General features: G+C 73.3%; 17 protein-coding genes and 1 pseudogene. 11 read left to right on the top strand and 7 right to left on the bottom strand.

Going from position 1 to position 26,390, the window contains the following annotated elements:
* Window positions 1-60 precede the first annotated feature (60 nt).
* The 4 genes from ACH4S9_RS20175 (at window position 61) to ACH4S9_RS20160 (ending at window position 4,835) form a co-directional block, all read left to right on the top strand.
* The gene (locus ACH4S9_RS20175; RefSeq protein WP_361194271.1) at window positions 61-804 is read left to right on the top strand and encodes a hypothetical protein; all 744 of its coding nucleotides are present in this window, start codon (window positions 61-63) and stop codon (window positions 802-804) included.
* Entirely contained in the window at window positions 801-1,574 is a 774-nt protein-coding gene (gene cseB, locus ACH4S9_RS20170; RefSeq protein WP_385336858.1) for a two-component system response regulator CseB, read from the top strand. Before ACH4S9_RS20175 ends, cseB begins: the two co-directional genes overlap by 4 nt.
* A 2-nt stretch (window positions 1,575-1,576) precedes the next feature.
* Window positions 1,577-2,857, top strand: a complete 1,281-nt coding sequence (locus ACH4S9_RS20165) for a sensor histidine kinase (RefSeq protein WP_398373393.1) — start codon at window positions 1,577-1,579, stop codon at window positions 2,855-2,857.
* Window positions 2,858-3,005: 148 nt separating this feature from the next.
* The gene (locus tag ACH4S9_RS20160; RefSeq protein ID WP_398373391.1) at window positions 3,006-4,835 is read left to right on the top strand and encodes a transglycosylase domain-containing protein; all 1,830 of its coding nucleotides are present in this window, start codon (window positions 3,006-3,008) and stop codon (window positions 4,833-4,835) included.
* A 43-nt stretch (window positions 4,836-4,878) separates the two neighbouring features.
* Here ACH4S9_RS20160 and ACH4S9_RS20155 read toward each other — a convergent pair whose 3' ends face one another.
* Window positions 4,879-5,667: an Fpg/Nei family DNA glycosylase gene (locus ACH4S9_RS20155; protein WP_385336849.1), complete on the bottom strand. Its 789-nt coding sequence runs from the start codon at window positions 5,665-5,667 to the stop codon at window positions 4,879-4,881.
* A gap of 79 nt (window positions 5,668-5,746) precedes the next feature.
* Here ACH4S9_RS20155 and ACH4S9_RS20150 point away from each other — a divergent pair, with 79 nt between their 5' ends.
* Window positions 5,747-6,898: a PP2C family protein-serine/threonine phosphatase gene (locus ACH4S9_RS20150; protein WP_311725450.1), complete on the top strand. Its 1,152-nt coding sequence runs from the start codon at window positions 5,747-5,749 to the stop codon at window positions 6,896-6,898.
* Between the two features lie 15 nt (window positions 6,899-6,913).
* On the opposite strand, the gene ACH4S9_RS20145 is transcribed toward ACH4S9_RS20150, so the two are convergent.
* The 5 genes from ACH4S9_RS20145 to ACH4S9_RS20125 form a co-directional block, all read right to left on the bottom strand.
* On the bottom strand, window positions 6,914-9,859 hold the full coding sequence (locus tag ACH4S9_RS20145) for a glycosyl hydrolase (RefSeq protein WP_398373388.1): 2,946 nt from the start codon (window positions 9,857-9,859) through the stop codon (window positions 6,914-6,916).
* A complete protein-coding gene (locus ACH4S9_RS20140) occupies window positions 9,856-13,155 on the bottom strand; it encodes a family 78 glycoside hydrolase catalytic domain (protein WP_398373386.1) in 3,300 nt (1,099 codons plus the stop codon). Before ACH4S9_RS20140 ends, ACH4S9_RS20145 begins: the two co-directional genes overlap by 4 nt.
* Before the next feature lie 141 nt (window positions 13,156-13,296).
* Window positions 13,297-16,704 (bottom strand): glycosylhydrolase-like jelly roll fold domain-containing protein, encoded by a 3,408-nt coding sequence (locus ACH4S9_RS20135; protein WP_398373384.1) that lies wholly within the window; start codon window positions 16,702-16,704, stop codon window positions 13,297-13,299.
* 43 nt (window positions 16,705-16,747) lie between these two features.
* Window positions 16,748-19,294 (bottom strand): beta-L-arabinofuranosidase domain-containing protein, encoded by a 2,547-nt coding sequence (locus ACH4S9_RS20130; RefSeq protein ID WP_398373382.1) that lies wholly within the window; start codon window positions 19,292-19,294, stop codon window positions 16,748-16,750.
* 225 nt (window positions 19,295-19,519) lie between these two features.
* Window positions 19,520-20,254: a Mut7-C RNAse domain-containing protein gene (locus ACH4S9_RS20125; protein ID WP_311725445.1), complete on the bottom strand. Its 735-nt coding sequence runs from the start codon at window positions 20,252-20,254 to the stop codon at window positions 19,520-19,522.
* A gap of 131 nt (window positions 20,255-20,385) precedes the next feature.
* On the opposite strand from ACH4S9_RS20125, the gene stsA reads away from it, so the two are divergent.
* The 5 genes from stsA (at window position 20,386) to ACH4S9_RS20100 (ending at window position 24,356) form a co-directional block, all read left to right on the top strand.
* The gene (gene stsA, locus ACH4S9_RS20120; protein WP_385336830.1) at window positions 20,386-20,766 is read left to right on the top strand and encodes a StsA family sactipeptide RiPP; all 381 of its coding nucleotides are present in this window, start codon (window positions 20,386-20,388) and stop codon (window positions 20,764-20,766) included.
* An 83-nt stretch (window positions 20,767-20,849) separates the two neighbouring features.
* The gene (gene stsB / locus ACH4S9_RS20115) at window positions 20,850-22,268 is read left to right on the top strand and encodes a StsB family radical SAM/SPASM domain sactipeptide maturase (protein ID WP_385336827.1); all 1,419 of its coding nucleotides are present in this window, start codon (window positions 20,850-20,852) and stop codon (window positions 22,266-22,268) included.
* A gap of 12 nt (window positions 22,269-22,280) precedes the next feature.
* Window positions 22,281-22,589, top strand: coding sequence for a PqqD family protein (locus ACH4S9_RS20110; protein WP_398373377.1), 309 nt, complete (start codon window positions 22,281-22,283; stop codon window positions 22,587-22,589).
* Window positions 22,586-23,536: an ABC transporter ATP-binding protein gene (locus tag ACH4S9_RS20105; protein ID WP_398373375.1), complete on the top strand. Its 951-nt coding sequence runs from the start codon at window positions 22,586-22,588 to the stop codon at window positions 23,534-23,536. Before ACH4S9_RS20110 ends, ACH4S9_RS20105 begins: the two co-directional genes overlap by 4 nt.
* The gene (locus ACH4S9_RS20100) at window positions 23,526-24,356 is read left to right on the top strand and encodes an ABC transporter permease (protein ID WP_398373373.1); all 831 of its coding nucleotides are present in this window, start codon (window positions 23,526-23,528) and stop codon (window positions 24,354-24,356) included. Before ACH4S9_RS20105 ends, ACH4S9_RS20100 begins: the two co-directional genes overlap by 11 nt.
* A 24-nt stretch (window positions 24,357-24,380) precedes the next feature.
* Here ACH4S9_RS20100 and ACH4S9_RS20095 read toward each other — a convergent pair.
* Window positions 24,381-25,385 (bottom strand): annotated as a pseudogene (locus ACH4S9_RS20095) (LysR family transcriptional regulator); the annotation flags it as partial.
* A 41-nt stretch (window positions 25,386-25,426) separates the two neighbouring features.
* Between ACH4S9_RS20095 and ACH4S9_RS20090 the strand changes: the two are divergent.
* Window positions 25,427-26,338: a serine hydrolase gene (locus ACH4S9_RS20090; protein ID WP_398373371.1), complete on the top strand. Its 912-nt coding sequence runs from the start codon at window positions 25,427-25,429 to the stop codon at window positions 26,336-26,338.
* Window positions 26,339-26,390 lie beyond the last annotated feature (52 nt).

Here is a 26,390-nt window from a genome sequence, read left to right as displayed (position 1 = left end):
CACTCCGATGCGGCCGCACAACATCCGTGCGGCGCAGGGGTGTCATAGGGTGATCGGCCTATGCACTCCTCAGTCTCCCAGCGGCGGACGCGGCTCCTGCTGCCCGCGCTCGCCGCCGCCGGCGCGGCCGTGGGGCTCGCGGGCTGCGCGTCCGGGACCGGTGCCCGGGACGACGGCGCCGCTCCCCGGCTGTCCGCGCCCACCAGCGCCGTGCCGCTGTGGCCGGACTTCACTCCGCCGCCGACGCCCGAACATGAGGGGCAGGCCCCCCGCTTCGTCCGCTATCTGCCCGTCGACGGCGTGTCCGCGCCCGCCGGCGGGCTGGCGAGGGTGTCCCCGAAGCGGCTGCTGGACAAGGACCCGAATGTGCCGAAGGTGGTGCAGAGCGCACTGGCCGCGTGTCCGCGTGCCGACTGCCCGCTGCGCAAGCCGGTCCTGCGCGATCTGACCGGCGACGGCCGGGACGAGCTGGTGACCGCGGTCGACCTTCCGAAGTTCCAGCGGACGCTGGTCCAGGTGTACTCGGCGGAGGGCCGGACCATCAGACCGGTGCTGATCTACTGGGGCCAGCTGGGCGTCACCGGCGAGACGTACGGCCGTGACCTGGTCATCACGTCGACCGGCGACGACGGCCGGCTGACCGCGCGTTACCGCTGGAACGGCGATGTCCTGGCCGCGGTCACCCCGCGCGGCGCCTCCACCGCCCCGGATGCCGGGGTTCCCGTCCCCGCCGCCCCGGAAGTCGCGGAGACCGGCCCCGGCGCCGTGCCGGCCGAGACCGCCCCGCCGAGGAGGACGCCATGACCTCCGCCTTCCCCCCGCCCGCGGCCGCCGGGCCGGGCCCCGCGGCGCCCGGCCCCACCACCGAGGCCCACCTCCTGCTCGTGGAGGACGACGAGGTGATCCGCAACACGGTGCGCATGCTCCTGGAGCGCTACGGCTTCACCGTGTCCACCGCCGGGGACGGCCTCACCGGCCTCGAGCTGTTCCGCGAGCGGCAGCCCGATCTGCTGCTGCTGGACGTCATGCTGCCCGAACTGGACGGCATCGGGCTGTGCCGCCGGGTCCGCGAGCTGAGCCTGGCCCCGATCCTGATGATGTCCGCCCGCGGCGACGCCCTGGACGTGGTCTCCGGTCTCGAGGCGGGGGCCGACGACTACGTGGTGAAGCCGGTCGAGAGCGCGGTGCTGGTGGCCCGTATCCGCTCCCTGCTGCGCCGCGCCTCGTTCGCCCCCGTACGGCGGAGCGCGCCCGGCGGGCCGGAGGGGGAGACGGCCGAGGAGGAGCCGCGGACGCTCGCCTTCGGCGACCTGACCATCGATCCCCGCGGGATGGAGGTGCGCCGCGCCGGCCGGCTCGTGGCCCTGACGCCGACCGAGCTGCGGATGCTGCTGGAGTTCGCCGCGTCGCCCGGCGTGGTGCTGGAACGCCGGACGCTGCTCAGCCGGGTGTGGGACCACGCCTGGCACGGGGACACCCGCGTGGTCGACCTCCATGTCCAGCGGCTGCGGGCCAAGATAGGCGCGGAGCGGATCGAGACGGTCCGCGGCTTCGGCTACAAGCTGCGGCGCTGACGATGGCGCTGAGATGGCGGATAGCCGCCCTGGTGGCGGCGGCCGCCTGTGCGGTCGCCGCGGCGGTCGGCGTGCTGGTGCACCGCGCTTCACAGGAGCGCGAGCTGTCGCAGGCGCGGGACGCCGCCCGCACCACGCTGGAGCGGGCCGCCGCCATCTATGCCCGCACGGGCGACGTCGAGGGTTCCGGAGCCGCCCTGGACGCGCCCGGACTTCCCGGCGGGCTGCGCGGCCTGGTGCGCAAGGGACACCAGGGCACCGAGTTCACCACCGGGGCCGGTGGGCCCACGATGTGGGCCGCCAGACCCGCCGACGGCCAGATCCTTTCGGTCCGGGTGGACCTGGGCACCTCCATGCGCGACATCAGCGCGCTCGACACCAACATCGTGCTGGCCGGCCTGATGGCCACCGCCGTGGTGCTGCCGCTGGGGGTGGTGACCGCCGGGCGGATGAGCCGGCGGCTGCGCACCGCCGCGGCGACCGCGCGCCGGATCGCCGCCGGTGACCTGGACGCCCGTATCGCGGCCACCGCCCGCCCGCACGACGAGATCGCCGAGATCTCGGGGGCCGTGGACTCGATGGCGGCCGCGCTCCAGGAACGGCTGCTCCGCGAGCAGCGGTTCACCGCCGATGTGGCCCACGAGCTGCGCACCCCGCTGATGGGTCTGGTGACCGCGGCCGAACTGCTGCCGCCGGGCGAGGCCGCCGGGTATGTGCGGGACCGGGTGCGGGTGCTGAGCACACTGGTCGAGGACCTGCTGGAGATCTCCCGGCTGGACGCGGGCGCGGAGCGGGCCGATCCGTCCCCCTGCCCCCTCGGGGCCCTGGTGGCCGAGGCCGTCGCCCGCACCGCGCTGGACGTACGGCTGGGCACCGGCCCGGGGGCGGAGGAGGGCGCCGGGGACGGACCGACGGTGTGGACGGACCCCCGGCGGATGGAGCGGATCGTGGCCAATCTGGTCGTCAACGCCCATCGCCACGGCCGCTCCCCGGTCGAGGTGACGGTGGACCCGGACCGCAGGACCGTGACCGTGCGCGACCACGGCCCCGGCTACCCGGACGATCTGCTGCGGGACGGCCCGCAGCGGTTCCGCACCGGCGCGCGGGAGCGCGGCCGGGGCCACGGCCTGGGGCTGACCATCGCGCTGGGTCAGGCGGAGGTCATCGGCGCCGCGCTGGCGTTCTCCAACGCGCCGGACGGCGGGGCGGTGGCCACGCTGCGGCTCCCCGAGGGCCCCGAAGCGGCGCCGGTCGAAGCGGCGGCGGCACCGATACACGGCTGATACATCGTCGAGCGGGATTCGAGGCCCGGCCGAGCCGGGGCCGTTACCGGGCTTTGCGGTTTTCAAGATCTTCGCTGCCGAGGATGGCCCCGCCCGCGAATATCTCGCGGGGCTCGACGGAGGTGCTCCCGGTATGACAGGTCCGCGTATGGCGTTACCTACTCGGCGCGAGCCGGACGGTGCGGCGGCCCGCGAGGAGACGGCCGGGGCCCCTGGAGGGACGAGAAGGAGGCCCAGACGGGGGAAGCAGCGGAAGCGGGAGAAACCGACCGGGCTGCGGCGCTTCTTCACCTGGCGCAGGCTGCTGGCCTACGTGATCGCGCTGTGCGCGCTGCTGGTCGGGACCTTCGCGGTCCTCTACTACCTCATCGACATCCCCAAGGCCAACGCCCTGGCGAAGGCCGAGAGCAATGTCTACACGTACAGCGACGGAACGGTCCTGGCCCGCACGGGCGACATCAACCGCGAGTCGGTGCCCCTGAGCAGGGTGCCGAAGCACGTGCAGCACGCGTTCGTCGCGGCCGAGAACAAGACCTTCTACGACGACCCGGGCATCGATCCGATGGGCGTCGCCCGCGGCCTGGTCAACACCGTGACCGGGAAGGGCACCCAGGGCGGCTCGACCATCACCCAGCAGTACGTCAAGAACTACTACCTGAGCCAGGAGCAGACCGTCACCCGCAAGGTGAAGGAGCTGATCATCTCCCTCAAGGTGGACCAGCGGAACTCCAAGGACGACATCCTCGCGGGCTATCTGAACACCAGCTACTTCGGGCGGGTGGCCTATGGCGTCCAGGCCGCGGCCAGGGCGTACTACGACAAGGACGTCGAGGACCTGACCGTCGCCCAGGGCGCCTATCTCGCGGCACTGGTGCAGGCCCCCAGCCAGTACGACTGGGCGGTCGCGACCCCCGCGGCGAAGCGGCTGGTGACCCGGCGCTGGAACTACGTCCTGGACAACATGGTCGAGATGGGCTGGCTGAACGCGGGCGAGCGGCAGACCCTGCGCTTCCCCGAACCGGTCGCCCCCCAGCCCGCCCGGGGCCTGAGCGGGCAGGCCGGCTACCTGGTGGACGCCGCGCGGAACGAACTCATCGCGGCCGGGGTCAGCGAGCAGGAGCTGGCCGCGGGCGGCTGGACGATCACCCTCAACATCGACCCGGACAAGCAGCGCGCCCTGGAGCGCACGATGAAGCCGGCGCTGCGCGACAAGGACACACAGGGCGCGGCGGTCTCGGTGGACCCCGGGAGCGGCCGGCTGCTGGCGCTGTACGGCGGCCGGGACTACACCAAGCACTACCTCAGCAACGCCGCCCGCGCCGACTACCAGGTGGGGCCCGTCTTCCTGCCGGTCGTGACCGCCACCGCGCTGGAGAACAAACAGGGGCGGAACAACGGCCGGGCGGAGGTGAAGGACATCGCGGTGGCCCTCGGCATGCCCCCGGACACCACCGGCCTCACGGACCCGCTGACGGTGTCGCTGGGCCTGGCGGGCGTGAGTCCACTGCGGATGGCCGGTGCCTACGCCACGTTCGACCGCCACGGCGAGCGCGTCACGCCGGTCATCGTGAAGTCCGCGCGGCGCGGTGACGAGACGGCCGGGCCGCCGCGAGCCATCGGCGACCGGGCGGTCACCCGCGCGACCGCCGACTCCGTCACCTCCGACCTCGTGCAGAACGGCGAAGGGCCGCTGGCGGCGCGCAACCTCGCCCGGCCCGCCGCGGGCATCTCCGGCACCGCCGACGACAAGAAGTCGGCCTGGTACGTCGGCTACACCCCCGACCTGGTCACGACGGTCGCCTTCTTCGGTGAGGACGCGAAGAGCCGGAAGCAGATCCGGCTGAAGGACACCGGGACCGACGTCCTCGCGAAGATCTGGAGCGCCTATACGCGGGAGGCACTGCGCGGTGCGCCCGCGTCCGGGTTCGATCTGAAGGGGGCCTTCCCCACGGTGCGGGTCCCGGCGCTGCGGAGTTGAAGGCGCGCCGCCGCGTCATGACCCATTCGTCATGACCCATTCCTCATGATCCGTCCGGCTGACAGCGGGGGCACCAGGCGGTGGTCCGCCCCGCCATCCGGGTGCGGCGCAGCGGGCCGCCGCAGCGCGGGCAGTGCGGGTCGGGGTCGTCGCGGCGGCCGGTGAGCCAGGAGGGGCCGGTGGGCACATGGCCCGCCCGCACCGACGTCCGCAGCACGCCGCGCATCTCGCGCTCCAGCCGGGCCCGCTCCTCGGCGCTCAGCCCGGCGGTCGGCCGCGCCGGGTGGATGCCCGCGCGCCACAGGATCTCGTCGCCGAGCAGATTGCCGAGCCCGGCGACGACGGACTGGTCGGTCAGCGTCGCCTTGACCCGGCCGCGCCGCCCCGCCAGCAGCCGGTCGAGTTCGGCGCGGCTCACGGACAGCGCGTCCGGGCCCTGGTCGCCCAGGATCCGGTCCACGTCGGCCTCGGTGGCGGCCAGCCACAGGCCCTGGAGCTTGCGCTGGTCCCGGTAGCGGAGGTCATGGCCGTCGTCCAGGGCGAGGGTGACGCGGTCGTGCGGATGGGGCGGCTCGTCGTGCGGGCGGCACAGCAGATCGCCGGTCATCCCGAAGTGCAGGAGTACGGTGGGACCGTCGGTACGGGCGATCAGCCATTTGCCGTGCCGCTCCGGAGCGCCGAAGCGGTGGCCGGTCAGCTCCCGCCGCAACCGCTGAGGCGTCACCCCGCGCAGCACGCCGGCGTCGCTCACCTCGACCCGCTCCACCCGGCGGCCCTCCGCGCAGGAGGCCAGCACCCGCCGGTAACCCTCCACATCGGGTAGCTCGGGCATAGCGCCACACCCCACGATTCGCGGCCTTTACAGCACGTTAACTCCGGAATAGTCCGTAATCCGATTAAAGTAGCAGGTTATGCGATTCCTCCGCTCTTCAGCGGACCGGGGAGCTTACGGTCACAGCCGTAGGCTCTTCGCGGTTGCGCGGTGCCTGCCCTTCGTGGCCCTCGTCGCGGTGGTCACGATCGAGCTCTCACCGGCGCATGTCATATACACCGGCCCCCTGCTGTCCCCTGCCCCGGCGCTGGCCGCGGTGACCATGGGGCCGCTCGGCACCAGCGCGGTGGCCCTGCTCGCCTTCGGGGTGAGCTCGGCCACCGCGACCGCCAACCACGCCTGGGGCACCCAGCAGGTGTACGCCAACATGGCCGCGCTGCTGCTGGTGGCGCTCGCGAGCGTGGTGGGCAGCGCCGTGCGGGTCCGCAGGACGCAGGAGCTGACCCAGGTGCGGCGCATCGCCGAGGTCTCGCAGAACGTGGTGCTGCGGCCGCTGCCCACCCGGATGGGCATGGTGATGGCCGCCAGCGTGTATCTGGCGGCCGAGCGGGGTGCGCAGATCGGCGGCGATCTCTACGAGGCGATGACCACCCGGTTCGGGGTGCGCCTGATCGTCGGGGACGTACGGGGCAAGGGGCTGGCGGCCGTGCGGTCGGCCGCGGCGGTGCTGGGCGCCTTCCGCGAGGCGGTGCACTACGAGCGGGACCTGGCCGAGGTCATGCACCGCTGCGCGGCCGCGCTCCAGCGGGAGTACGCGCTGATGGACCGCACCGACCCGCGGAACTGGGAGGAGCAGGCCGAGCAGTTCGTCACCGTGCTGCTGGCTCAGGTGCCGGACGACGCGACGATCCAGGTGATCAACCGCGGCCATCCGCCGCCGCTGATCGTCCAGGACGGCTGCGTACGGACCCTCTCCCCCACCCGTCCGCTGCCCCCGCTGGGCCTGGAGGAGTTCCTCACCGGGCCGCCCATCGGCACCGAGACCTTTCCCTTCGCCGTGGGCGAGCGGATGCTGCTGCACACCGACGGGGTGCTGGAGGCGCGCAACCGCTCCCACGAGTTCTTCCCACTGCCGGAGACCCTGGAGAAACTCGACGGCGCGACCCCGGAGGAGTACCTGGAGCGGCTGCGCCAGGCGCTCGTCCGGCACGCGGACGGGCACCTGGCGGACGACGCGGCGATGATCCTGATCGAGCGAGCCGTCACGGCCCCCGCCCCCGGCGAGCCCTAGAGCCGGCGGGTCACCTCAGCCGGTGGGCAGTGTCGCGCGGCCGTAGGGGACCAGGCGGACCGGGCCGATCAGGCCGTAGCGCTGCCGCTTCGCGGCGCCGAACTCGGCGGGGCGGACGGTCCGCAGCCGGTTGAGCAGCGTGGTGGCCACCTCGACCTCGATGGTGTTGTCTCCGCGCCGCAGCAGGCCCCCCAGATCCACCACGCCGGTCACCTGGTCCACGGGGCCCACCGCGGTGCCGTTGACCGTGACCCGGTAGGTGTCGAAGACCTCGCCGAGCTCGAGCCGGGCGCCGTTGGCGCCGGTCCAGCCGCGCCCCAGCCGCACCGTGGCGCGGTAGCGCCCGATGCCGGACGCGTCCTCAAGGCCGGGGAGGTCCGGCCAGGCCGCGAGGGCGTCCAGGTCCAGCCGGTGTTCCACCGTGACATGGCGGTCGGGCGAGGGGCCCGGCCGCCAGTCCGCCACCCGCAGCGACCAGCGGTCCAGGGTGAGCGGCGCGGGCAGCTCGCCGATGCGGGCGACGGCCCTCCGGCCGTCGCTCACCACGGTCTCGCGGGTGCCGGGGCGGGTGTCCACCACCTCCAGGACACCGTCCGTGACCCGCGCCGACTCGGCGTCGGTGCTGATCGCGTGGAGCGGCCCGGCGCCGCGCGCGAGCGCGACGAGGGCGGTGGCCCCGGGCGCCAGGGCCATCCGCAGCGTGACCCGGTCCCCGTCGCGGCGGTGGACGGCGACCGGCGCCACCTCGCCGGTCCAGGCGTCCAGCGCGTACGGGGTGGCCTTCGGCCAGGGCGCGGCGATGGCCACCTCGTGGTCCACCGTCTCGGTCGCCGAGCCGTTGGCGAAGAAGTGGTAGGCCACGTCCCGCGCCGCCCGGTGGCAGTGCAGCAGCGGCGAGCGGGCCGCGTACGCCACCTCGGGCCCAAGGCCCAGGTCGGCCAGGGCCGCCGGGATGTCGGGCCGGTCGGCGACATTGCGCACCCCGGGGACGGCGAACAGCCGGGTGATCAGGGCGCGCAACCGGTCGTCGTCGCCGTCGTGCGGCAGCCCGGGCACATGCCCGTCGGACCAGTCCCCCACCACGATCATCGGAAGGCCGTCCTCGGCCAGCTCGATCAGTTTGCGGGCGGTCACCAGTTCCAGGGTGCGCTCACGCCCGATCATGACGTCGCCCTCCAGCACCAGGACCTTGAAGGCGGGCCCGTCGGGCGCCAGCCGCCCGCCCCGTACCACGGCGCTCGGCAGGCCGAGCGAGCGCGGGCTGAGGAAGGTGTGCGTCCAGCCGAGTGGCACCCCGTCCGCGGTGAACCAGGGCGCGCCGAGCCCGGAGCCCGCGTAGCCCTTCTGGCGCAGCACGGCCACGTCCACGCGGTGGCTGCCGGTCTGGAGCACGCCCTGGATCCGGCCCAGGTATCCGGCCACGTCGGACACATGGCGCCAGGCCGGGGTGCGCGGCCCCCATGCCTCGCCGTATCCGGGGCCGCCGTGGTACGGGGAGAAGGCGGCGAAGCCCGGCCAGGCGGCGCCGGGCGCGGTCGCGTAGCCGAAGCCGTGGAGCACCGCCTGGTTGACGCCCGCGCAGTACTGGGTGACCAGCTTGCGCAGGGTGGCGTCCCAGGTGGTGGCGTACGCGCCGCCCGCCGTGGCGCCCGCCTCGTTGGACAGCACCCGCCCGCCGCCCATGTCCCGGCCGCCCGCCAGACAGCGGAAGTCGTCGAGGTTCTTGAAGCCCAGCGACTCGCCTTCGGGGATGTCCAGGAGCGAGGCGCTGTGGATCGCGTCGGTCTCCAGGCCGTAGGGCTGGACGCGCAGGGCGAGGCCCAACGAGTGGGCCCAGTCGCGCAGCGGCAGCAGGTGGTGTTCCAGATACAGATCGGTGATGACCTGCATGTAGTCGCGGCGCACCGCCTTGTTGGTGGCGGCGTCGAAGGCGAAGACATACTTCTCGTCCTTCTCGATCACCGCGGCCAGATACGGCAGCAGGGGGTGACCGATCCGCCGCTCGAACTCCTCCGCGAGGCCGGGGGTCCACAAGGTGGCGTCGGTCTCGATCTCCAGGGAGTCCTCGAACAGCGCGCCCCCGGCCCGGCGCAGCAGCTCCCGGACCCGGCGGGTGAGGATGCGGCGCTCCCAGAAGTCGGTGACCGCGCGGGTGCCGGCGGCGTTGAAGTGGTCGACGACATAGGCGAGCGGGGAGGTGTGGGCCGGGCCCTCGGGCCGCTGGCCCGAGCCGCGCTCCCAGTACGAGATCACCGCCCACTGTCCGTCGTCGGGCGCGGTCCACTGGAGCGCCCCGTCGCGGACCAGCGCGGTCAGGTCGGTCACCGAGTCCCGGTCCAGTTGCAGCGGCGCCGGGGCCGCGGCGGCCGCGCCGATACGGGCCGCCTGCACCCACAGCAGCCGCCGGGCGGTGGCGCCCTCGGCCGCAGGCACCACCGGCGGCGGCACCGGGCCCGCGTAGGAACCTTGGAAGGTGTTCAGGCCGTGGGCCAGCTCGTGGGCCGCCGCGTCGCTGTCCGGGGTGATGGTGGGCACTGCGGCGGGCCAGGCCGGGCCGATGGTCACATCCACGGTGAGGCCGCGCCGGTCGGCCTGGCGCAGGGCGCTCTCGAGACCGGCGGCCCAGGCCGCGGTCCCCCAGCCGTAGCGCTCGGCGTCGATCGGCTCGCTCAGGCTGTGGGTGACGGCCGCGACCTCCACCCCGCCGAACCCGGCGTCGGCGATCTGGTCGACCTCCCGGGCGATCTCGGCCGGGTCCACCAGGCCGTCCGGCCACCACCAGCGGAACTTGGGCCGCACCGCGCGGCCCGGCGAGGCGAACGCGGCGGCGAAGCCGGGCCGCGGGGCCTTGCCGCGCGCCGCGGCGGGTGTCGCGGCTGCCGGGAGCACCGCGGCCGCGCCGGCCGCCGCGCCCAGGCCGAGCAGCGCCCGGCGGCGCGGGCCACCTCTGTCGTCTCTCATGCGTCACTCCCGGTCGGCGGCTCGTAGACGGAGGTGAAGGTCCAGGTCCCGGAGGCGACGGCGTACACCCGCGCGCCGTCCTCGGTACGCAGCGGACGCGCCCCGTCCGGCGCCCCCACGGCCCCGGAGGTGACGGGCACCCGCACCTCGGCGGTGGTCCCGGCGGGCACCGTCACGGTCAGCCGGTACGCGGAGCCGTCGCGCCGCCAGGCGCTGCGGGCGGGGCCGTACGGGGTGGTGTACGAGGCGGCCACCTGGGTCAGGTCGCCGACGACGGCGGGTGCGAAGAGCAGCTTGCGGTAGCCGATCGAGTCGTCGGTCTGCCGGATCCCGGCGAGGGAGCCGGTGAACCAGGAGTCGACCGAGCCGAGCATGAAGTGGTTCTGGGACTGGCCGGAGCCGCCGTCCCAGGTCTCGCCGAGCGTGGTGTTGCCGTGCACCACCTGGTAGCCGTAGCTCGGGCTGTCGGTGCGGGTGGCGATCCGGTAGACCACGTCGTCGCGCCCGGCGGCGGACAGCACCCGGAAGGCGGCGGGCAGCGAGATCTCGCCGAGCACGAGGTGGTCACCGGCCTGCTCGACGCTGTGCACGAAGTGGTCGAACAGCCGCTGCCGCTCGCCGTCGGGGACGGCGCCCATGTCCAGCGCGAGCGCCTCCGCGCCGTGTCCGCCACCGCCGAAGGTGCCGGTCGCGGCGTCGTAGTACTTCGCGGACAGGGCGGCGACCGAGGCGTCGGCCTTCTCCCGGTACGCGGCGGCGTCCTCGCGCTCGCCGAGCACGCCGGCGATCCGGCCGAGGGCGTCGACGACCCGCCAGTAGCCGTAGGTGCCCGCGACGGCGCGCGGGAAGGTGCGGTCCGGGGTGATCCAGTCGCCCAGGCCGTAGTCGAGGATGCCGTCGCTGACCTGCTGGGCGAGGAAGGCCGCGTACCGCTTCATCCTCGGGTAGTAGGCGCGCAGCGTCTCCCGGTCGCCGTAGGTCGTGTAGAGCTGCCAGGGGACGAGGACGAACGCCCCGCCCCAGTTGGCGTCGTTGCGGTAGGAGCCGGGCAGCAGGGTGTAGTCCGGCACGGTGCTGGGGATCAGGCCGTCCGGGGTCTGGGCGTCGGCCATGTCCCGCACGATCTTGCGCAGCTGGGACTGCATGTCGTAGTTGGCGGCCAGGGCGGGGAAGACCAGTTGGTCCTGCTCCAGCCAGCCGAGCTTCTCCCGGCTGGGGCAGTCGGTGAGCACGCTCATCATGTTGCTCCGGATGGCGCCCCTGATGAGCCCGTGGATGCCGTTCAGCAGCTCGTCGGAGCTGGTGAACTCGCCCGCCGAGGCGTTGTCGGTGCGCAGCACCAGGCCGCGTACGGACACCTCGGCGCCGGCGGACAGCCCTTTCAGCTCCAGATAGCGGAAGCCGTGGTAACTGAAGCGCGGATGCCAGGTCTCCGCCCCGCGGCCGGCCGTGGTGTAGCTGTCCCACAGCGGCGCGCCGACGTTGCTGATGGACTGGTGGGCGTGGCCGTCCTTGAGGCTCTCGGCGGGGTGGACCCGCACGGCGGTGCCCTCGGGCGCGCGCACGGTGATCTCGGGCCATCCGGCGATGTTGCGCCCGAGGTCGAACACCCGGCTGCCGGCCGGGGAGTTCGCGACCTCGGTGCCCTCAAGGGTCTCGGTCACCCGGATCGGCTCGGTCTCGCGGGCGCTGACCTGGGCCGGGTCGGTGGCGGTGCCGGGTGCAGCGACGACGGTGGCGGCGCGCCAGCCGGTGCGGTCCCCGCCGGGCCGGTCCCAGCGCGGGAGCTCCCGGCGGGCGTCGTAGTCCTCTCCCCCGTACCAGTTGGAGGAGGTGGTGGCGCCGAGCGTGGTGCGCCAGTCGGGACCGCTGGCGATGCGCCGGACGGTGCCGTCGGCGAGGGTGATCTCCAGCTGGGCGAGCAGCTTGGGGTCGCTGAGGTTGCCGTAGAGCTTGCGGTAACGGTCGGCGGTGCTCACGACGTTGGCCATGCCGTTGCCCAGCTCGACGCCGATGGTGTTGGCGCCGCGCCGCAGCCGCTCGGTCACGTCGTAGGTGGCGTACTGCACGCGGTCGGCGAAGTCGGTGTTGGCGGGCTCCAGTACGGCGTCTCCCACCGGGCGGCCGTTGATCCGCGCGTCGTAGACCCCGAGGCCGGTCAGGTAGAGGCGGGCGGAGCGGATGCCCTGGGGGACGGTGAAGTCCTTGGCGAACAGCGGGAGTCCGGCCGGGAGGTACGGCTTCGGCGGCGTCTGCCCGGTGACGCGGGCGGACTCGGTGAACGGGCCGGTGGCCGCGTCCGAGGTGGAGACGGTGTAGTCGACGGGGAAGTCCGGCACCCGGCCGTCGGCGGTGAGGACGTCGGCGCGCGGGTAGAGCAGCACCCGGTCGAAGCGGGCGGTCTGCTTCAGGTCCAGGGTGAGGGTGATGGGCGTGGCGGAGACATCGGCGTCGGGGTGCGGCTTGCTCGCGTACCCGGCGGCGGTCTGCGCGCCGCTGTTGGTGAGCCCGTCCACGGCGAGGGCCGGCTCCCAGGTCTTGCGGACGGTGTTGCTCTCGGAGGCGGTGACCGCCGCCCCTTTGGCGAGGTCGGGGCCTTCGGGGTCGGCCGAGTCGCGCACCTCGATCTCGGCCAGTTGGAGCCGCCGGGTGAGGTGGGGGAAGTCGCCTTCGGCGAGCGGCAGTCCGAGCCGGGTGACGTCGAGCCGTACATAGCGGGCGTCGGTCTTGGGCAGGTCGACGACCACGGGGGTGACCTGGCGGCCGCTCAGCTGCCAGTCGGCGTGGCCGATCCACTGGGCGGACCAGTCCTCCGGGGAGGTCAGCCCGGTCTCGAAGACGGACGGCGCGCTCCAGCCGGACGCCCGGCCCGCGCCGCCCCCGGTCCACACCTTGACCCGCCAGTACACCCGGGTGCGCGGGCCGAGCCGGTCGCCCGCGTAGGTGGCGCGCGGCGCGTCGGAGCGGACCTCGCCCGAGTCCCACAGGTCGGGGCGGCCGGCGTCCAGCCGGGCCGCGCTGGTGGCGGCCTGGACGCGGTAGGCGCGCTGCACGGTGTCCCGGCCGGTGACGGACGGCCGCCAGCTGAGCTCGGGTGTGGTGTCGTCGATGCCGAGCGCTTGGCTCAGGGCCCCGGTGCGCAGCGCGCTGGGACGGCCCGCGCCACTCGCGTCGGCGGGGGCCGCCGAGGGCACGGTGGTGGCCAGGGCGGCGAGGGCCGCGACGGCGGTGGTCGCGAGCCGGGCGAGCCGTCTGCGGCGCAGCGGTGGCCGCGGAGGTCGGACGGGTCTGTCCATGGAGCATCTCCGAATGAGTGGTCGGGGGCCCGGAGGGATACGGGCGGAAGTCGGGCGCGCCGGAACACGAAACGGGCGCGAAGCGGGCGCGGCCCGGGGCCGCGGCTCCGGGCCGCTGGTCAGGCGCTGGTCAGGCGCTGGTCACGCTCGGGTCAGAAGGGCCGTCACCGGGCGCAGCGGGCGCAGCGTCACCGGCCCCAGCAGCCCGGACGGCAGCGGCTTGCCGCGCTCGTTGGAGAGGGTGTTGGCCACGCGGACGGCGATGGTGTTGACGCCGGGGCGCAGCAGCTCGGTGACGTCCACGGAGTACGGGGCCCACAGCGCGGGCGGCAGCGCGGTGCCGCCCACCGTCACCCGGGCCACCTCGCGCACCTCGCCGAGGTCGAGGTGGAGACGGCGGCCGTCGAGGTCCGCGCGGGTGAGGGTGATGTTCTTGGTGTAGGTGGCGCTGCCGGAGAAGCGCGGGTCCAGGTCGGCCCAGCTGCCCAGCGGCCGTACGACGGGCTCGGCGCCGTCCCGCTCCAGGGTCAGGGTCCAGTCCCCGTCCAGCGGAATCGCCCGCAGCGGGTCGGTGACCTCGGCCTCGCCGCGGTAGGTGTGGCGCCCGTCGGTTCCGGTGAAGGCGTAGCGGCCGGGTGCGTCCGCCAGCGCCTTCGCCCGCAACCCGCCGCCCTCGGCGGTCACGGCGGTGACCGGGAGATCGGCCCGGGTCAGATGGGCGCGCGCCGTGGTGCCCGCACGGAACACCACGGCCAGCGTCTCGTACGGGCGCAGGCGCAGCGGCAGCCGGGTCGCCTCGGCTCCGGGCCGGCCGACGGTGGTGTGGACGGGGGCGGGGATGACCGTGCCGGTGGCCGGGTCGCGCAGCTCCGGTGCGCCGCCGGCCGGGAGGACCGCCTCGGTGTCCACGCTCTCGGCGCTCTCGTTGTTGAGCAGGAAGGCCGTGTCCCGGCCGGAGGTGGTGCGCAGCACGAGCACCGAGGGGGCGGGCGGATCGAGCACGGCGGCGGCGACACCCGCGGCGCGGGCCGCCTCGCCGAGGCCGGCGGGGTCCGCGACCCGCTCGGCCCGCCCCCGGCCGACCCGGCGGCTGCCCGGGGCCTGCTCGGGGAACAGGGCCCGCAGGGCGCGGCGCAGCGCGGCGTCGTCGCCGTTCGCCTCCTGGTCGGGCAGCTCGCCGACCGCGAGGACCGTGCCGCCGCCGCGGGCGAAGTCGGCGAGGGTGCGGACGGTGGCGGCGTCCAGGACCGGGGTGTTGGGCACCACGGCCAGCTCGTAGCGGGCGTGGCCGACGGCCAGGGTGCCGCCGTCGGTCCTGGCGTGGTCGCGCAGCGCCCGGTCGCCGGACAGGGCGCCCTCGTGGACGAGGTCGAAGTCGGCCTGGGCGCTCTCCAGCGCCCGGGCGGCCGCGCCGAACGCGGTGTCCAGCGCGGTGCCCTGGTCGGTGCCGCGCCACTGCTCGGCGGCGCGCTGCGGCTGGATCAGGGCGGTGCGGGCGGCGGAGGTGCCGCGGGCGGACTCCATCACGCGACCGGTCCAGTCGGCCAGCGGGCGCATGGCCCACCACCAGGGGGCGCGCGGGCCGATGGGCGGCGGGAAGTAGACCCGGGTCTCGTCGGTCCACAGCGCGTGCAGCACCGTCAGGTTGACGCCCCTGGCGGCGCCGGCGCCCAGCAGCGCGTGGGCGAAGGCGGGCGCGACCTGCCACCCCATGTTGCCGAAGGCCTCCAGCAGCACCCGCTCGCGGCCGGCCTGGTGGGCGGCGCTCGCCGGGTTGCGCGGGATCATGCTGGGCTTGCCCGCCACATACTCGCCGGTGATCATGTCCCCGCCGGGGATCTGCGCCCACTGGTTGACCTTGTGCAGATCGCCGGTGGAGGCGATGCGCTTGGCGGGGGCGGCCTCGTCGTACAGGGGGTTGGTGATCAGGGCGACGCGCCGCTCGGCGTACCAGTCGGCCTGTTTGCGGAAGGAGAGCGCGAACCGGTCGGAGACCGCCTGCCAGAACCGTCCGCGCAGCACCCGGCCCTCCCGGCCGAGGCCGTCGTCCAGGAGCGCGGCGTACGCCCGGCCGGGCTCGGCGCCGACCGCGCGCAGGGCCGCCTCGAGCGTGGGCGACCAGGGCGCCCGCTTGAAGTGCGGCTCGGCGGAGGCGAAGAACGGCTCGTCGTCCCAGAAGCCGGGCACCACGGTGCCGAAGTAGCGGCCGAATCTGCGGTGGTACTCGCCGGGCACCATGTCCAGCATCAGCTCGATGGGTTTCTCGTCGAGCAGGTCGACATAGGCGCGGCTGTAGCCCTGGGTGTCGTCGGCCAGGGTCGTCCCGCCGAACACATCGATCTGCCACCGCCCCGCGGGCACCTCCCAGCGGCGGGTGGTCCGCAGCCGCTCGGTGAGTTCGACCAGCAGCGCGGCGTCGTCGGCGCCGACCGGGCGGGCGGCGGCCGCCACCGGTGCTGCGGTCCCGGGGCTCCGGCGGGTGGCGAACTCGCCGGGGGCGGCGGGGTCGGCGAAGTCCTCGCGGTAGAGAACGGTGTCGTCGGCGGCGGTGACGGTCAGGTCCTCCCACAGGGCGCGCTGGGTGCCGGTGGCGTGCACGCCGACGCTGCCCGCCGGGTGGGTGTCGTCGGTGACGGTGCCCTTGTCCTTGTCGTCCAGGCGGACGGTGAGCGTGGCGCCGCTGACGGCCACCCGCAGGGTGTGGAACTTGGTCCGGTTGAAGCCGTCGGTGCGGGCGCTGCGGGCGAGTTCGGACCGCTCGCCGCCGTCCAGCCGGGAGATGGTCACCACCCCGGTCTGGTCGAACTCGACCACATAGCCGTCGTCTCCGGTGGCGGAGGCGCGCAGCAGCAGTCCGGCGGCGGCCGTCTCGGCCTTGGCGCTGCCGGTGACCGTGCAGTCACCCCAGCGGGCCCCGCGGCGGAGCACGGCCGCGCCGTCGAGCACCGCGGCGTCGGCCACGAGCCGGCCGCTCTCGACGCCGACGCCCGTGGTCTCGTACAGGTCGACGGTGGCCGGGCCCTCCACCACGGTGGTCGATCGCCACAGCGCCTTGAGGCGCAGCTCGGGACGGGCGGGGTAGTGGCGGCCCCCGACCGTGCCGCCGTTCACGATCAGCCCGGCGGCGCGCCCGCTGGGGAAGTGGTTGTCGTTGAACACCCACACCCGCATCCCGGTGCGCTCGGCGACGGCCAGGACGTGTCCGACCACGTCGAACCAGTCCTCGCTGAAGAACACCGGGCTCATCTCGGCGTTGTCGAAGGGGAAGAGGACGACCTCGTACATCCCCTTGTCGCGCAGCTCGGCCATCTGGCGGTCGATCAGCTCATGGGTGACCGGTCCGTTCCAGTACCAGTACACCGTGGGGCGGCTGTCGCGGCGGGGGTCGGTGAACCGGGCCGCCGGGAAGCCGGCCCCGGCGGCGGACTCCGCGTGGGCGGCGGGCAGGCCGGTGCCGAGTGCGGCGACGACCGCCCCGGAGGCCATGACGAAGTGGCGTCTGGTCGGTCGGATCGGTCTTCCGGGCTCTGGGGTGCCGGTTTCAGGCATGGGGGCGCTCCCGTAGGGACAAAGGCGGAAGGAGGGGGAGGGGTCAGCCGTCGGTGCGGTGCAGCGCGGCGACCTCGGCGGCGGTCAGGGCGCGCCCCAGGACGCGGAAGTCGGCGACGGCACCGTGCAGATACGGGTGGGTCGGGTTCTGGGAGCGGCCGAGGTAGTTGCGGGTGGTGGCGCCGAGCAGCAGCGGTCCGGAGACCACCGCGTCGTTGCGCCCGGCCTGCTCGCCGTCCACGTACAGCACGCCGGTGCCGCCGCCGAGGGTGAGCGCGAGCTGGATCCACCGGCCCGGCTCCAGGGCGGCCGAGGCGTCGATGTAGTCCTCCGCCTCCATGCCCGCGATCTTCCAGGCGGCGCGGGCCTTACCGGCGCCGGTGCGCGGGGTGAGGAAGAGGTAGGTGTTCTTGTGGAAGCCGAGGTCGAAGACGCGCGCGGAGTTGGCCACGCTGTCCAGGAACACCCGGACGGAGAGGGTGAGTTCGGTGAGGCCGGTGAGCAGCCCCGTCGGCAGGGCGACATGGCCGTCCTTGCCGTCCAGCGCGACGGCCGCGCCGTGCGGCGCCGCGGTGGTCCAGGAGGCGCCACCGGCCAGCCGGGCGTCCGGGAAGCGGCGCAGCGCGTCCGCGCTGGTCGCCCCCGAGCCTTCGGCCAGCGGGAAGCGGGCGATCTCGCGCCGCCGCGGGCCGCGCGGCGGGACGGCGAAGTAGACGTTGTAGCGCTGGTGGTGCACCCGGTGGAAGGGCAGCAGCGGCACCCTCGTTCCCCCGGCGACCGCGGTGAACTCCGGCCCGCCGCCCAGCACGCCGGGCGGCCGCACCGAGGACGGCTCGATGTCCGGGATGGTGCGCGGGCCCGTCTCGCCGTACGCGCCCGCCAGCACCAGCGGGCCGTAGGACACCGCCTTGATGTGCGGGTTGTCCGGCGCCGGGCGCCACACCAGCTCGCGGGGGAAGGTCAGCTCGACGGTGTCGCCGGTGCGCCAGTGCCGGTCGATGGTCAGATAGCGGCCGGGCACCGGCCTGGCATCCACGGGACGGCCGCCCACCAGCACCCGGGCCCGGCGGTCCCCGTCCGCGAGCCAGCCGGGCACCCGCACCTTCAGGGCCAGCCGCCCGCCGCCCTCGGTGACGGTCAGCCGGACGGTGTCGGTGTCGGGGTAACCGCCGCGCTGCCGCAGCCGGAAGCCGCGCTCGGCCCAGGTCACTTCGGAGGGGATGAAGAGGTTGACGTACAGGGCCCCGGCCTTCTCGTCGCGGAAGTACACGGTGTCCGCGAACTTGGTGTGGGTCTCCAGGCCGGTGCCGTGGTCGCAGGAGAAGTTGTCGTAGTCGCCGCTGTAGCTGCCGGGCGCGGAGCCGAGGCCGCCCTTGGGCTGCCGGCGCGAACCGGCCCACAGACCGGTGTAGTACGTGACGAAGCCGTGGTCGGAGTCGGGGTCCTGCTCGCCGAGCATCTGGTTGTACAGGGTCCACTCGTAGTGGTCCATGTACGCGGCCCTGCCCGGGTCCTGGAGGAACAGCAGGCGGCCGATCTTGAGCATGTTGTAGCTGTTGCAGTTCTCGCAGGTGTCCTCCGACAGCCTGCTGACGACCTGCCCGGGCGGGCCGAAGAACTCCTGGTTGGAGTTGCCGCCGATGACATAGGAGTGGTCGCGCACGACGATGTCCCAGAAGTTCCGCGCGATCCGCAGATAGCGCGGGTCCCCGGTGGCCCGGTACTCCTCGGCCGCGCCCACGATCTTGGCGATCTCGGTGTTCGCGTGGCGCCCGTCCAGCTCGTCGCGCCCCTCCGCCAGCGGGCCGTACAGCGACTCGTGGTCGAAGCGGCGCGCCGTCCGCAGATGGGCGGGGTCGCCGGTGACCAGGTACAGGCCCGCCAGCACCTCGTTCATGCCGCCGAACTCCACGCCGAGGAGCCGCTGCATGGTGGCCTCGTCGAGCGGGGCGGTGCGGGAGTCGGCCCAGGCCGCCATCCCCCGCAGCACCTCCAGGGCCTGCTCGTTTCCGCTGAGCCGGTACTGGTCCAGCAGCCCGGCCATGATCTTGTGGATGGTGTAGTACGGGGCCCACGGCTTACCGCCCGCCTCGAGCTCGTCGAAGATCCGCTCGGGAAACGCCGACAGGTACCCGCTCCGGAAGCCCGCGCCGGGCGAGGCCGCCTGACACTCGGCGAGCGCCGCGACGATCCGGCGCGCCTTGTCCGCGTGGACCTCCTCGCCGGTGTTCGCGTGGGCGAAGGCCAGCGCGGAGAGCAGATGGCCGGTGGTGTGGCCGCGCAGCAGCACATTCGGGGCCTCCCAGCCGCCGCAGGGCTCGGCGGTGGAGGCCAGTCCGACATTGAGCCGGAAGGTGTGCAGCAGCCGCTCCGGGTCGACGAAGCGCAGATACGACAGGGTGCGCCGCATATTGGCCAGGAAGGGGCTCTCCAGCAGTCGCACGGCGGAGAGCGGGAAGGGGGTCAGCCGCGCGGGGGCGGCCTCGGCGGGTGCCTCCGCGGATGCCTCCGCGAAGGCGGGGGCGGGCAGCCCCACGGCCCACACGGCCGCGGCCGCGCCACTCGCGGCCAGCACCCGTCTGCGGCTCATACGGGACCCTGCGGCTGATCCGGATCCGGTCATGGCGGTGCGTCTCCTTCGGGGGCAGGGCGGGGCAGAGCGGTTCCCGGGACCGAAGTTGAAACGTTTCGATTTGGTTGCCAGGAAGCTATGGGCGCATAGCGGGGTGCGTCAAGAGTTGTGCCGCCCTAAGAAGTTGACACGATTCATACGGCGTGGTGGGTCCGGCGGGCGGAACGGCCGCCGGACCAGCGACTAACGCACGGCGGCGCCGAACTCCCCCACCGCCTGCTGGACGATCGCCTCCAGGCGGGCGTGGTGCGCGCCGCGCCAGTAGACGCGCTCGCAGGCCGTGCACTGGGCGAACACGTCGTAGGTGCGGCGTGTGCCGTGTTCCAGGCGCTCGCCGACGGTGTCCTTGTCGGCGTCCTCGAGCGGGCCGTTGCACGCGGTGCAGCGCGTCCAGGGGGCCAGCTCCGGGGTGAACCGGCCGAGTATGTCCCGCAGTTGGTCGTCGGGGCGGTCGCTGTAGACATACGCCCCGGCCCAGAGCTCGCGTCGGCGCAGCAGCCCGCGGTCCCGGGAGAGCAGCACCCGCCGCTGCGCCGCGGAGAGCGCGGCCAGGGCGGGGTCGCCGAGGTCCTCGCTCTCGTAGGCCGCGTCCACGCCCAGCAGTCGCAGCCGCCGCGCGAGGGTTCCCAGGTGCACATCGAGCAGGAAACGCAGCGGCGCGCCGGGCACCCGCTGCGGCCGCGCCACCGCGCACACCTCCACGGTCTCCCCCGCCCGCGGCACATGGGACACCGGGGTCTCGCGGCCGTCCACGAGCAACCCGCCGACCTCGGTGAGCGGGACGCCGAGCGACTCGATGACGTGTCCGAGCGTGGACGCGCCGTCGGTGACGACGGCCGTGCGCTCCCGGCGCCGCTCGGGGACGGCGAACATCCGCAGTTCGGGGGCCAGGCCGACATGGATCCGGGGTCCGTTCACATGGCCAGCATGCCAGAAAGTCCCGTCACACCCGTCACTTGCGTCACGCTCCGCGCTCTCCGCCGAATGCCTGAAAGATCGAGGCGCGGACACAAGGATCTCCCGGCCACGCGGAAACCGGCGGGAGGGTAATGGCGCGAATACTTCTGCCCGAACGGGCGCCCCAATCACGGGCCATCCGGATTTGCCTATTCCTGTTGACACCCACGACCAGCCACCCCAATGCTGTGAGGGTTCGGTGCAGATCCGCCGCAAACCATGCCTCCCCTTGCGATGGGAATACGCCATGCGCCCATCGTCCGGCGCGCCCGGAAATCGGGGCCGGGCTGCGTAGAGCGGTGACCTTAAGAACCAATCACAAGAAAGGACCAATCATGGAATGTCCTGCCTGGGTGAAGCCGGAAATGCTGCCCGTCGAGTTCGATGTGGACCAGCCGTGCTCCTGTGATTGTTCGGGCGGTGCCGGTGCCGGATCCGGTAACGCGGAGTCCGAGCCGAGACTCGACATCTGACCGACGGCTGTCGGCAGTCCCCGTCAGCCGGCAGGCGGGGCCCCGGCGCGCCCGGAGCCCCGCCTGCTCATCGGAGGTGCAGGATGAAGCTGCTGGAGCAGTGGCACGACCTGATCGTTCCGGAAGATCTCGTCTACTTCCGGTACTCGGAAAAGCGCCTGGTCACCAACCCCGAGCTGGCCGCCTGGTGCGTGCTGACCGAGCCGGAACTGGCGGTGCTCGAGGCGCTGAGCCGGGGCTGGAAGCCCCCGTCGCCCGGCGGTGGATCCGCCGAGGTGGAGCGCGCCCTGGCCAAACTGGTGCTCAAGTGGATCGTCTATCTGCCCGGGCACCGCCCGGCGGTGCGCCCTCCCAAAGGGAACCTCACGACCGTCTACTACGCGATCACCGACGGCTGCAATCTGCGCTGCCCGTACTGCTACGCCTCCTCGGAGAAGTGCCTGCCCGGGGAGTTGTCCACCGAGGAGTCGCTCGACCTCGTCGACCAGGCGGCCGACATGGGCGTGGAGCAGTTCATCTTCACGGGCGGCGAGCCCATGCTGCGCAAGGATCTGTTCCAGGTCGCCTCGCACGCCCGCGACCGGGGACTGACGGTCAACATGATCACCAACGGCACGCTGATCCGCACGGCCGAGATCGCGCGGCGGATCGCGGAGATCTTCGGCACGGTGACCGTGAGCGTCGACGGCGGCACCGCGGAACTGCACGAGCGGACCCGGGGCAAGGGCACCTTCGCCCGCACCGGAAAGGGTCTCGGGCTGCTCAACGACGCGGGCGTCGCCCCGGTCATCAACCATGTGGTCACCCCGGAAAACGTGGACGCCCTGGAGAAGGTCTGCGAATTCGTCGACGATCTCAAAGTGCGTCGCGTACGTCTCATGTATCACTCCGACCTCGGCCGTGCGGCCACCGACGGGTACGACTTCGGATGGCTGGACTTCCAGAAGATCCAGAATTTCTTCTGGACCAATCCGATGGCCGACAAGCTTCTCCCCGACGGCCCCAGGTCCAGCAAGCCGTGCTCGATCAAGGGCAACTGCGGTATGGGCGGAAATGAAATCTACGTAAATTCACTGGGCGATGTTTATCCCTGCAAACTGGTCACCGAGCAGATACACAAGGCCGGAAACGTCCGGCAGCGCCGGCTGACCGAACTCTTCGCGTCCCCGGTACTCGCCGACATGCGCGGCAACAGCGTATTCAGCGGCGAGAATCTCAAGGACTGCCGCCGCTGCTATATCCGGGGCGCCTGCGGCGGTGGCTGCCGGGCGTACCACATGGCGGAGACCGGAGATGTCAATCGCAACGGCCGGCATCTGTGCCGGATGCTGCGCCACTCCATGATCTCCAACTGGTGGCGGGCCACCGGAGTGTCCGGGCGCCAACTCGCCGAACACCAGGAGGAGATGCTCCGGCCCCATCTGGTCCGGGACGACACGGTCCACCCGGTGTACGAGGACTGGAAGACCTCCGGCCGCCGTCTCCTGCCGCTCGTCGACTGAAGGGAATCGTCCATGCGCTACCGGATCGCCCCCGACGTCGTCTGGATGGCCGACGACGGCGAAGTGCGGCTCTACGACGCGGGTTCGGGTGAGTTCCGGACCCTCAACAGCACGGGGGCCGAGCTGTGGATCCTCGTATCGGAAGGACAGCCCGTCAACGCCATCACCTCGGAGATGGCGCGGCGGTACGCCGCCGCCGACACCGGGCAGACCGACGTGGTCGTGCAGGACGTGCGCGACTTCCTGGACGCGCTGGCCGGGCAGGGGCTGCTGCTGGCCGATGACGTCACCCCGTCCGGGACCCCGGGCCCGCCGGCATGACGCCCGCGGTCCACGCTCATGACCTGGTCAAGCGGTACGACGGCATGGACCGGGACGCGGTGAGCGGGCTGTCCTTCGACATCGAGCCGGGCGCGGCCATCGGGTTGCTGGGCCCCAACGGGGCGGGCAAGACGACCCTCATCAAAATGATCTGCGGAGCCACCGTGCCCACCCGGGGCGCCGTCGAGGTGTTCGGGGCCGATCCCGCGGCGCCCAGCGGAGTCACCAAACGCGGGATCGGCGTCGTCCACCAGAGCGGGCCGTTCGACATGATGCTGCCCGCCCTGGACAACCTGCGTATCACCGCCGCGTACAAGGGACTGCGCTGGCGCGAAGTGCGACCGCGGGTGGACGAGCTGCTCACCGCCTTCGGCCTGGACGGCAAGGTCCGCCAGCTCGTGTTCACCCTCTCCGGAGGGGAGATGAGGCGCCTTCAGGTCATTCGCGCGCTGCTCGGCGACCCGCCGCTGCTCCTCCTCGACGAGCCCTCCGCCGGGCTGGACGTGGGCGGCCGCCTCCAGGTGTGGTCCCTGCTGCACGAGCTGCGCCGCCGACACGGCACCACCATGCTGTGGACCAGCCACTACGTGGAGGAGCTGGAGCGCAACTGCCAGCGGGTCCTGGTGGTCAACCACGGCAGGCTGGTCGAGTTCGCGGCCCCGCGCGAGCTCGCCGACCGGTTCGGCGGCCAGGTGGCGCTGGTGCGCCCGGACAGCCCGCGGGACACCGACGGGCTGCTGGCCGTGCTGGGCCGGGGGCGGCCGCAGCTGCGGGTGACGGCCGGCGACGGACATGTCGAGGTGCGGGGCCAGGCCACCCGGACCCGCCTGCCCGCGCTGCTCAGCGACGCGGAGGCGCTGGGGATCGGCGTCGGGCCCGTCGAGTACCGCACCCCGTCGCTCGAGGACGCCTTTCTCACGCTCGTGGGGGCCGGACATGACGGCTGACCTCGCCCCGGGGCCGTCCGGGGAGACCGCCCCGGCACCGGCCCCACCGCCCCGGCCGCGCGGCGATGTCGCGGCCACGATGTACCGCGAGTACCTCCTCCTCACGCGCAACCGCACCAACCTGCTGCTCGCCATCACACCGAGCGCCGTCTATCTGCTCCTGTTCGCCACGTCCCTGTCCCGCCTGGTCGGGGATGTGCGCTACGAAGGCCGTGTCATCAGCTATCCGGAGTTCGCTGTTCCAGCGCTGCTGCTCTCGTCGATGCTCGCGGCGGCCACCACCGCCGGCACCTCCCTGTTCCAGGAGCGCCTGGGGCGGATGGATGTCGAGCTCTGGTCCTACCCCTTGCGGCGCGGCAGCTATGTGGCGGGAAAGCTCCTGGTCAGCACGTTGCTCATCCTTCTCCAGAGCCTGGCCGCGCTGGGCGTCTCGCTCCTCGTGTTCACCTTCCGCTGGCCGCCGAGCCACTGGGTGTCGGTGCTGTGCGGGATCGCCGTCGCCTCGATGGCCTTCAACGGCCTCTATCTGCTGCTCGCCACCCTGTTCAAGGACTTCCAGCGCTTCTCGGTGACCATCAACGTGCTCGCGCCCACGCTGCTGTTCGCCAGCCCCTCGTTCTACCCCGCCGCACAGATGGCCCCCCTGCTGCGCTGGCTGTCATGGGCGAACCCGGTGACCTACGGGATCCGCTGCATCCGCGACGGGGCCCTCTTCGGGTTCGGCGCCGCCTGGCCCTGGTTGCTGATCCTGCTCGGCATCGCGGCCGTCGCCTGGGTCCTCATCGGACGCTCCCTGATGGCGCGCGCCCGCGAGATCTGACGCCGAGGCCCGGGGGACGGCCGGCTCGAACACCACCGACCACGGCCTCGGCCGTCCCTCGTACCACTCCCCACGCCGCTCCTCGGCTCGCCCCTCGTGCCGCTCCCCGGCCGGGGCCGCGGGCAGCCGCCGGGCCGTCGTCGTGTCGCGGGCCACCACCTCGGCCGCGATGCGCGCGAAGCGCCGGGCCGCCGGGTGGGGCCGCTGCTCCGGCCAGACGGCGGACATCTGCTGGATCAGCGGGCGCCCCGCCAGCGGACGCCACATCACCCGCGGTTCCCGCCCGGCCACGCGGCCGTCGTCGAAGGCCACCCCGCACCCCGCGGAGACCAGGCCCACCAGGAACTCGGGGTTGCGCGCGTGGCGGACGGCGGGCGGGGCGAAGCCCGCCGCCCGGCAGAGGTCGAGCATCCGGTCGTACCAGCCGGGGGCGCCAGCCCGGGGAAAGAGCACCAGGTCATGGCCGGCCAGGTCGGCCAGGGACACCTCGGGCAGCCGGGCGAGCGGGGACGTACGGGCCAGCACCACGCCCAGCTCGACCCCGACCATGGGGCCGAGCGCCAGATCGGTGGCGTCCCCGCACTCGACAGGATGCTGCACCCAGCCCACATCGAGCTGTCCGCAGGCCAGCAGCCGCAACTGCTCGGCGGTGTCCACCTCCTGGAGATCGATCCGCAGCCCCGGACACCGTTCGGCGCACGCCGCCAGCAGCGCGTGCAGCGTACGGGCGGGCATCTGGGGCGGCACTCCGGCCCGGAGGGTGGCCGGCTCCCCGGTGCGGGCGCGGCGCATGACCGTACGCAGCCGCTCCTCACGGGCCAGCAGCTCACCCGCCTCCTGGAGCAGCAGCGCACCGGCGGCGGTGAGCCGCACCTGGCGGCGGGACCGGTCGAACAGCTCCACCCCCATCTCGCTCTCCAGCCTGCGGACGGCCTGGCTCAGCGGGGGCTGCGCCATGCCGAGCAGCTCGGCGGCGCGGCTGAAGTGCAGCTCCTCGGCGACGACAATGAACAGCCGCAGGTGGCGTATCAGATCCACCGGGCGACCATACGTGACGCGCGAGAGGGACCGTGGCATTGGCTTCGACCGAGGAGAGAATCGAGGACAAGGTAGCGGCGGTCTTCGAGGCCGCGGGGGCTCGTGGACGGCTGCACGCCGTGGGGATCGGCGGTGGGCGGGAGGTCGCGGTCGGCGCGGACGAACCGGTGGTCATCGCGTCCGTGTTCAAGATCCTGCTGGTGCTGGAGTTCGCCCGGCAGTCGGCGGCCGGTCAGCTCGACCCGCGGGAGCGGGTGCTGCTGACGGCGGCCGACCGGCTCGGTGGCTGGGGCACCGCCGGGTGCCTCGACGACGTCGAGATGTCGCTGCGCGACCTGGCGTACTTCGCCCTGTCGGTGAGCGACAACACGGCGGCCGATGTGCTGATGCACCGGGTGGGCCTGGACACGGTGCGGCTGCTGGCCGCCGAGCTCGGGCTGGAGCACACGGTGGTCGTGGGCGGCCCCCGGGAGCTGCTGGAGTCCATGCTGGAGGACGTGGGCGCCCGCGACGAGGCCGAGTTCGCGGCCGTCTTCCCCACCCTGGGCCCCGAGCGGGTGCGGGGGCTGCGGGTGCTCGACCCGCGGCGGACCACCAGCAGCACGGCCCGCGACATCACCCGGCTGCTGGGGCTGATCTGGCGGGACGAGGCGGGGCCGCCGCAGGCGTGCGCGCGGGTGCGCGAGCTGATGGCCCGGCAGGTCTTCCGCCACCGGCTGGTCTCCGGGTTTCCCGGCGACGTACGGGTGGCCGCGAAGACGGGGACCCTGCCGAGCCTGCACATGGAGGCGGGCGTGGCCCACTACCCGGACGGCGGGCGGTACGCGGTCGCGGTGTTCGCCGAGACCCGCGAGCCCGGCACCGTGAACACCGCCGTGGACGCGGCGATCGGCCGGGCGGCCCGGCTGGCCGTGGACCACCTCAGAGGCTCTGACCTGGCGTGATATCCACCCGGATATCGATGGGGAGAGGTTTGGATCTTGGACGGGGCCGGTC

Origin of the sequence: Streptomyces sp. NPDC021225 (assembly GCF_044332865.1) — a bacterium.
Classification (GTDB): domain Bacteria; phylum Actinomycetota; class Actinomycetes; order Streptomycetales; family Streptomycetaceae; genus Streptomyces.
Note: the sequence above shows the minus strand (reverse complement) of the source record. Positions and strands in the feature narration are given on the sequence as shown.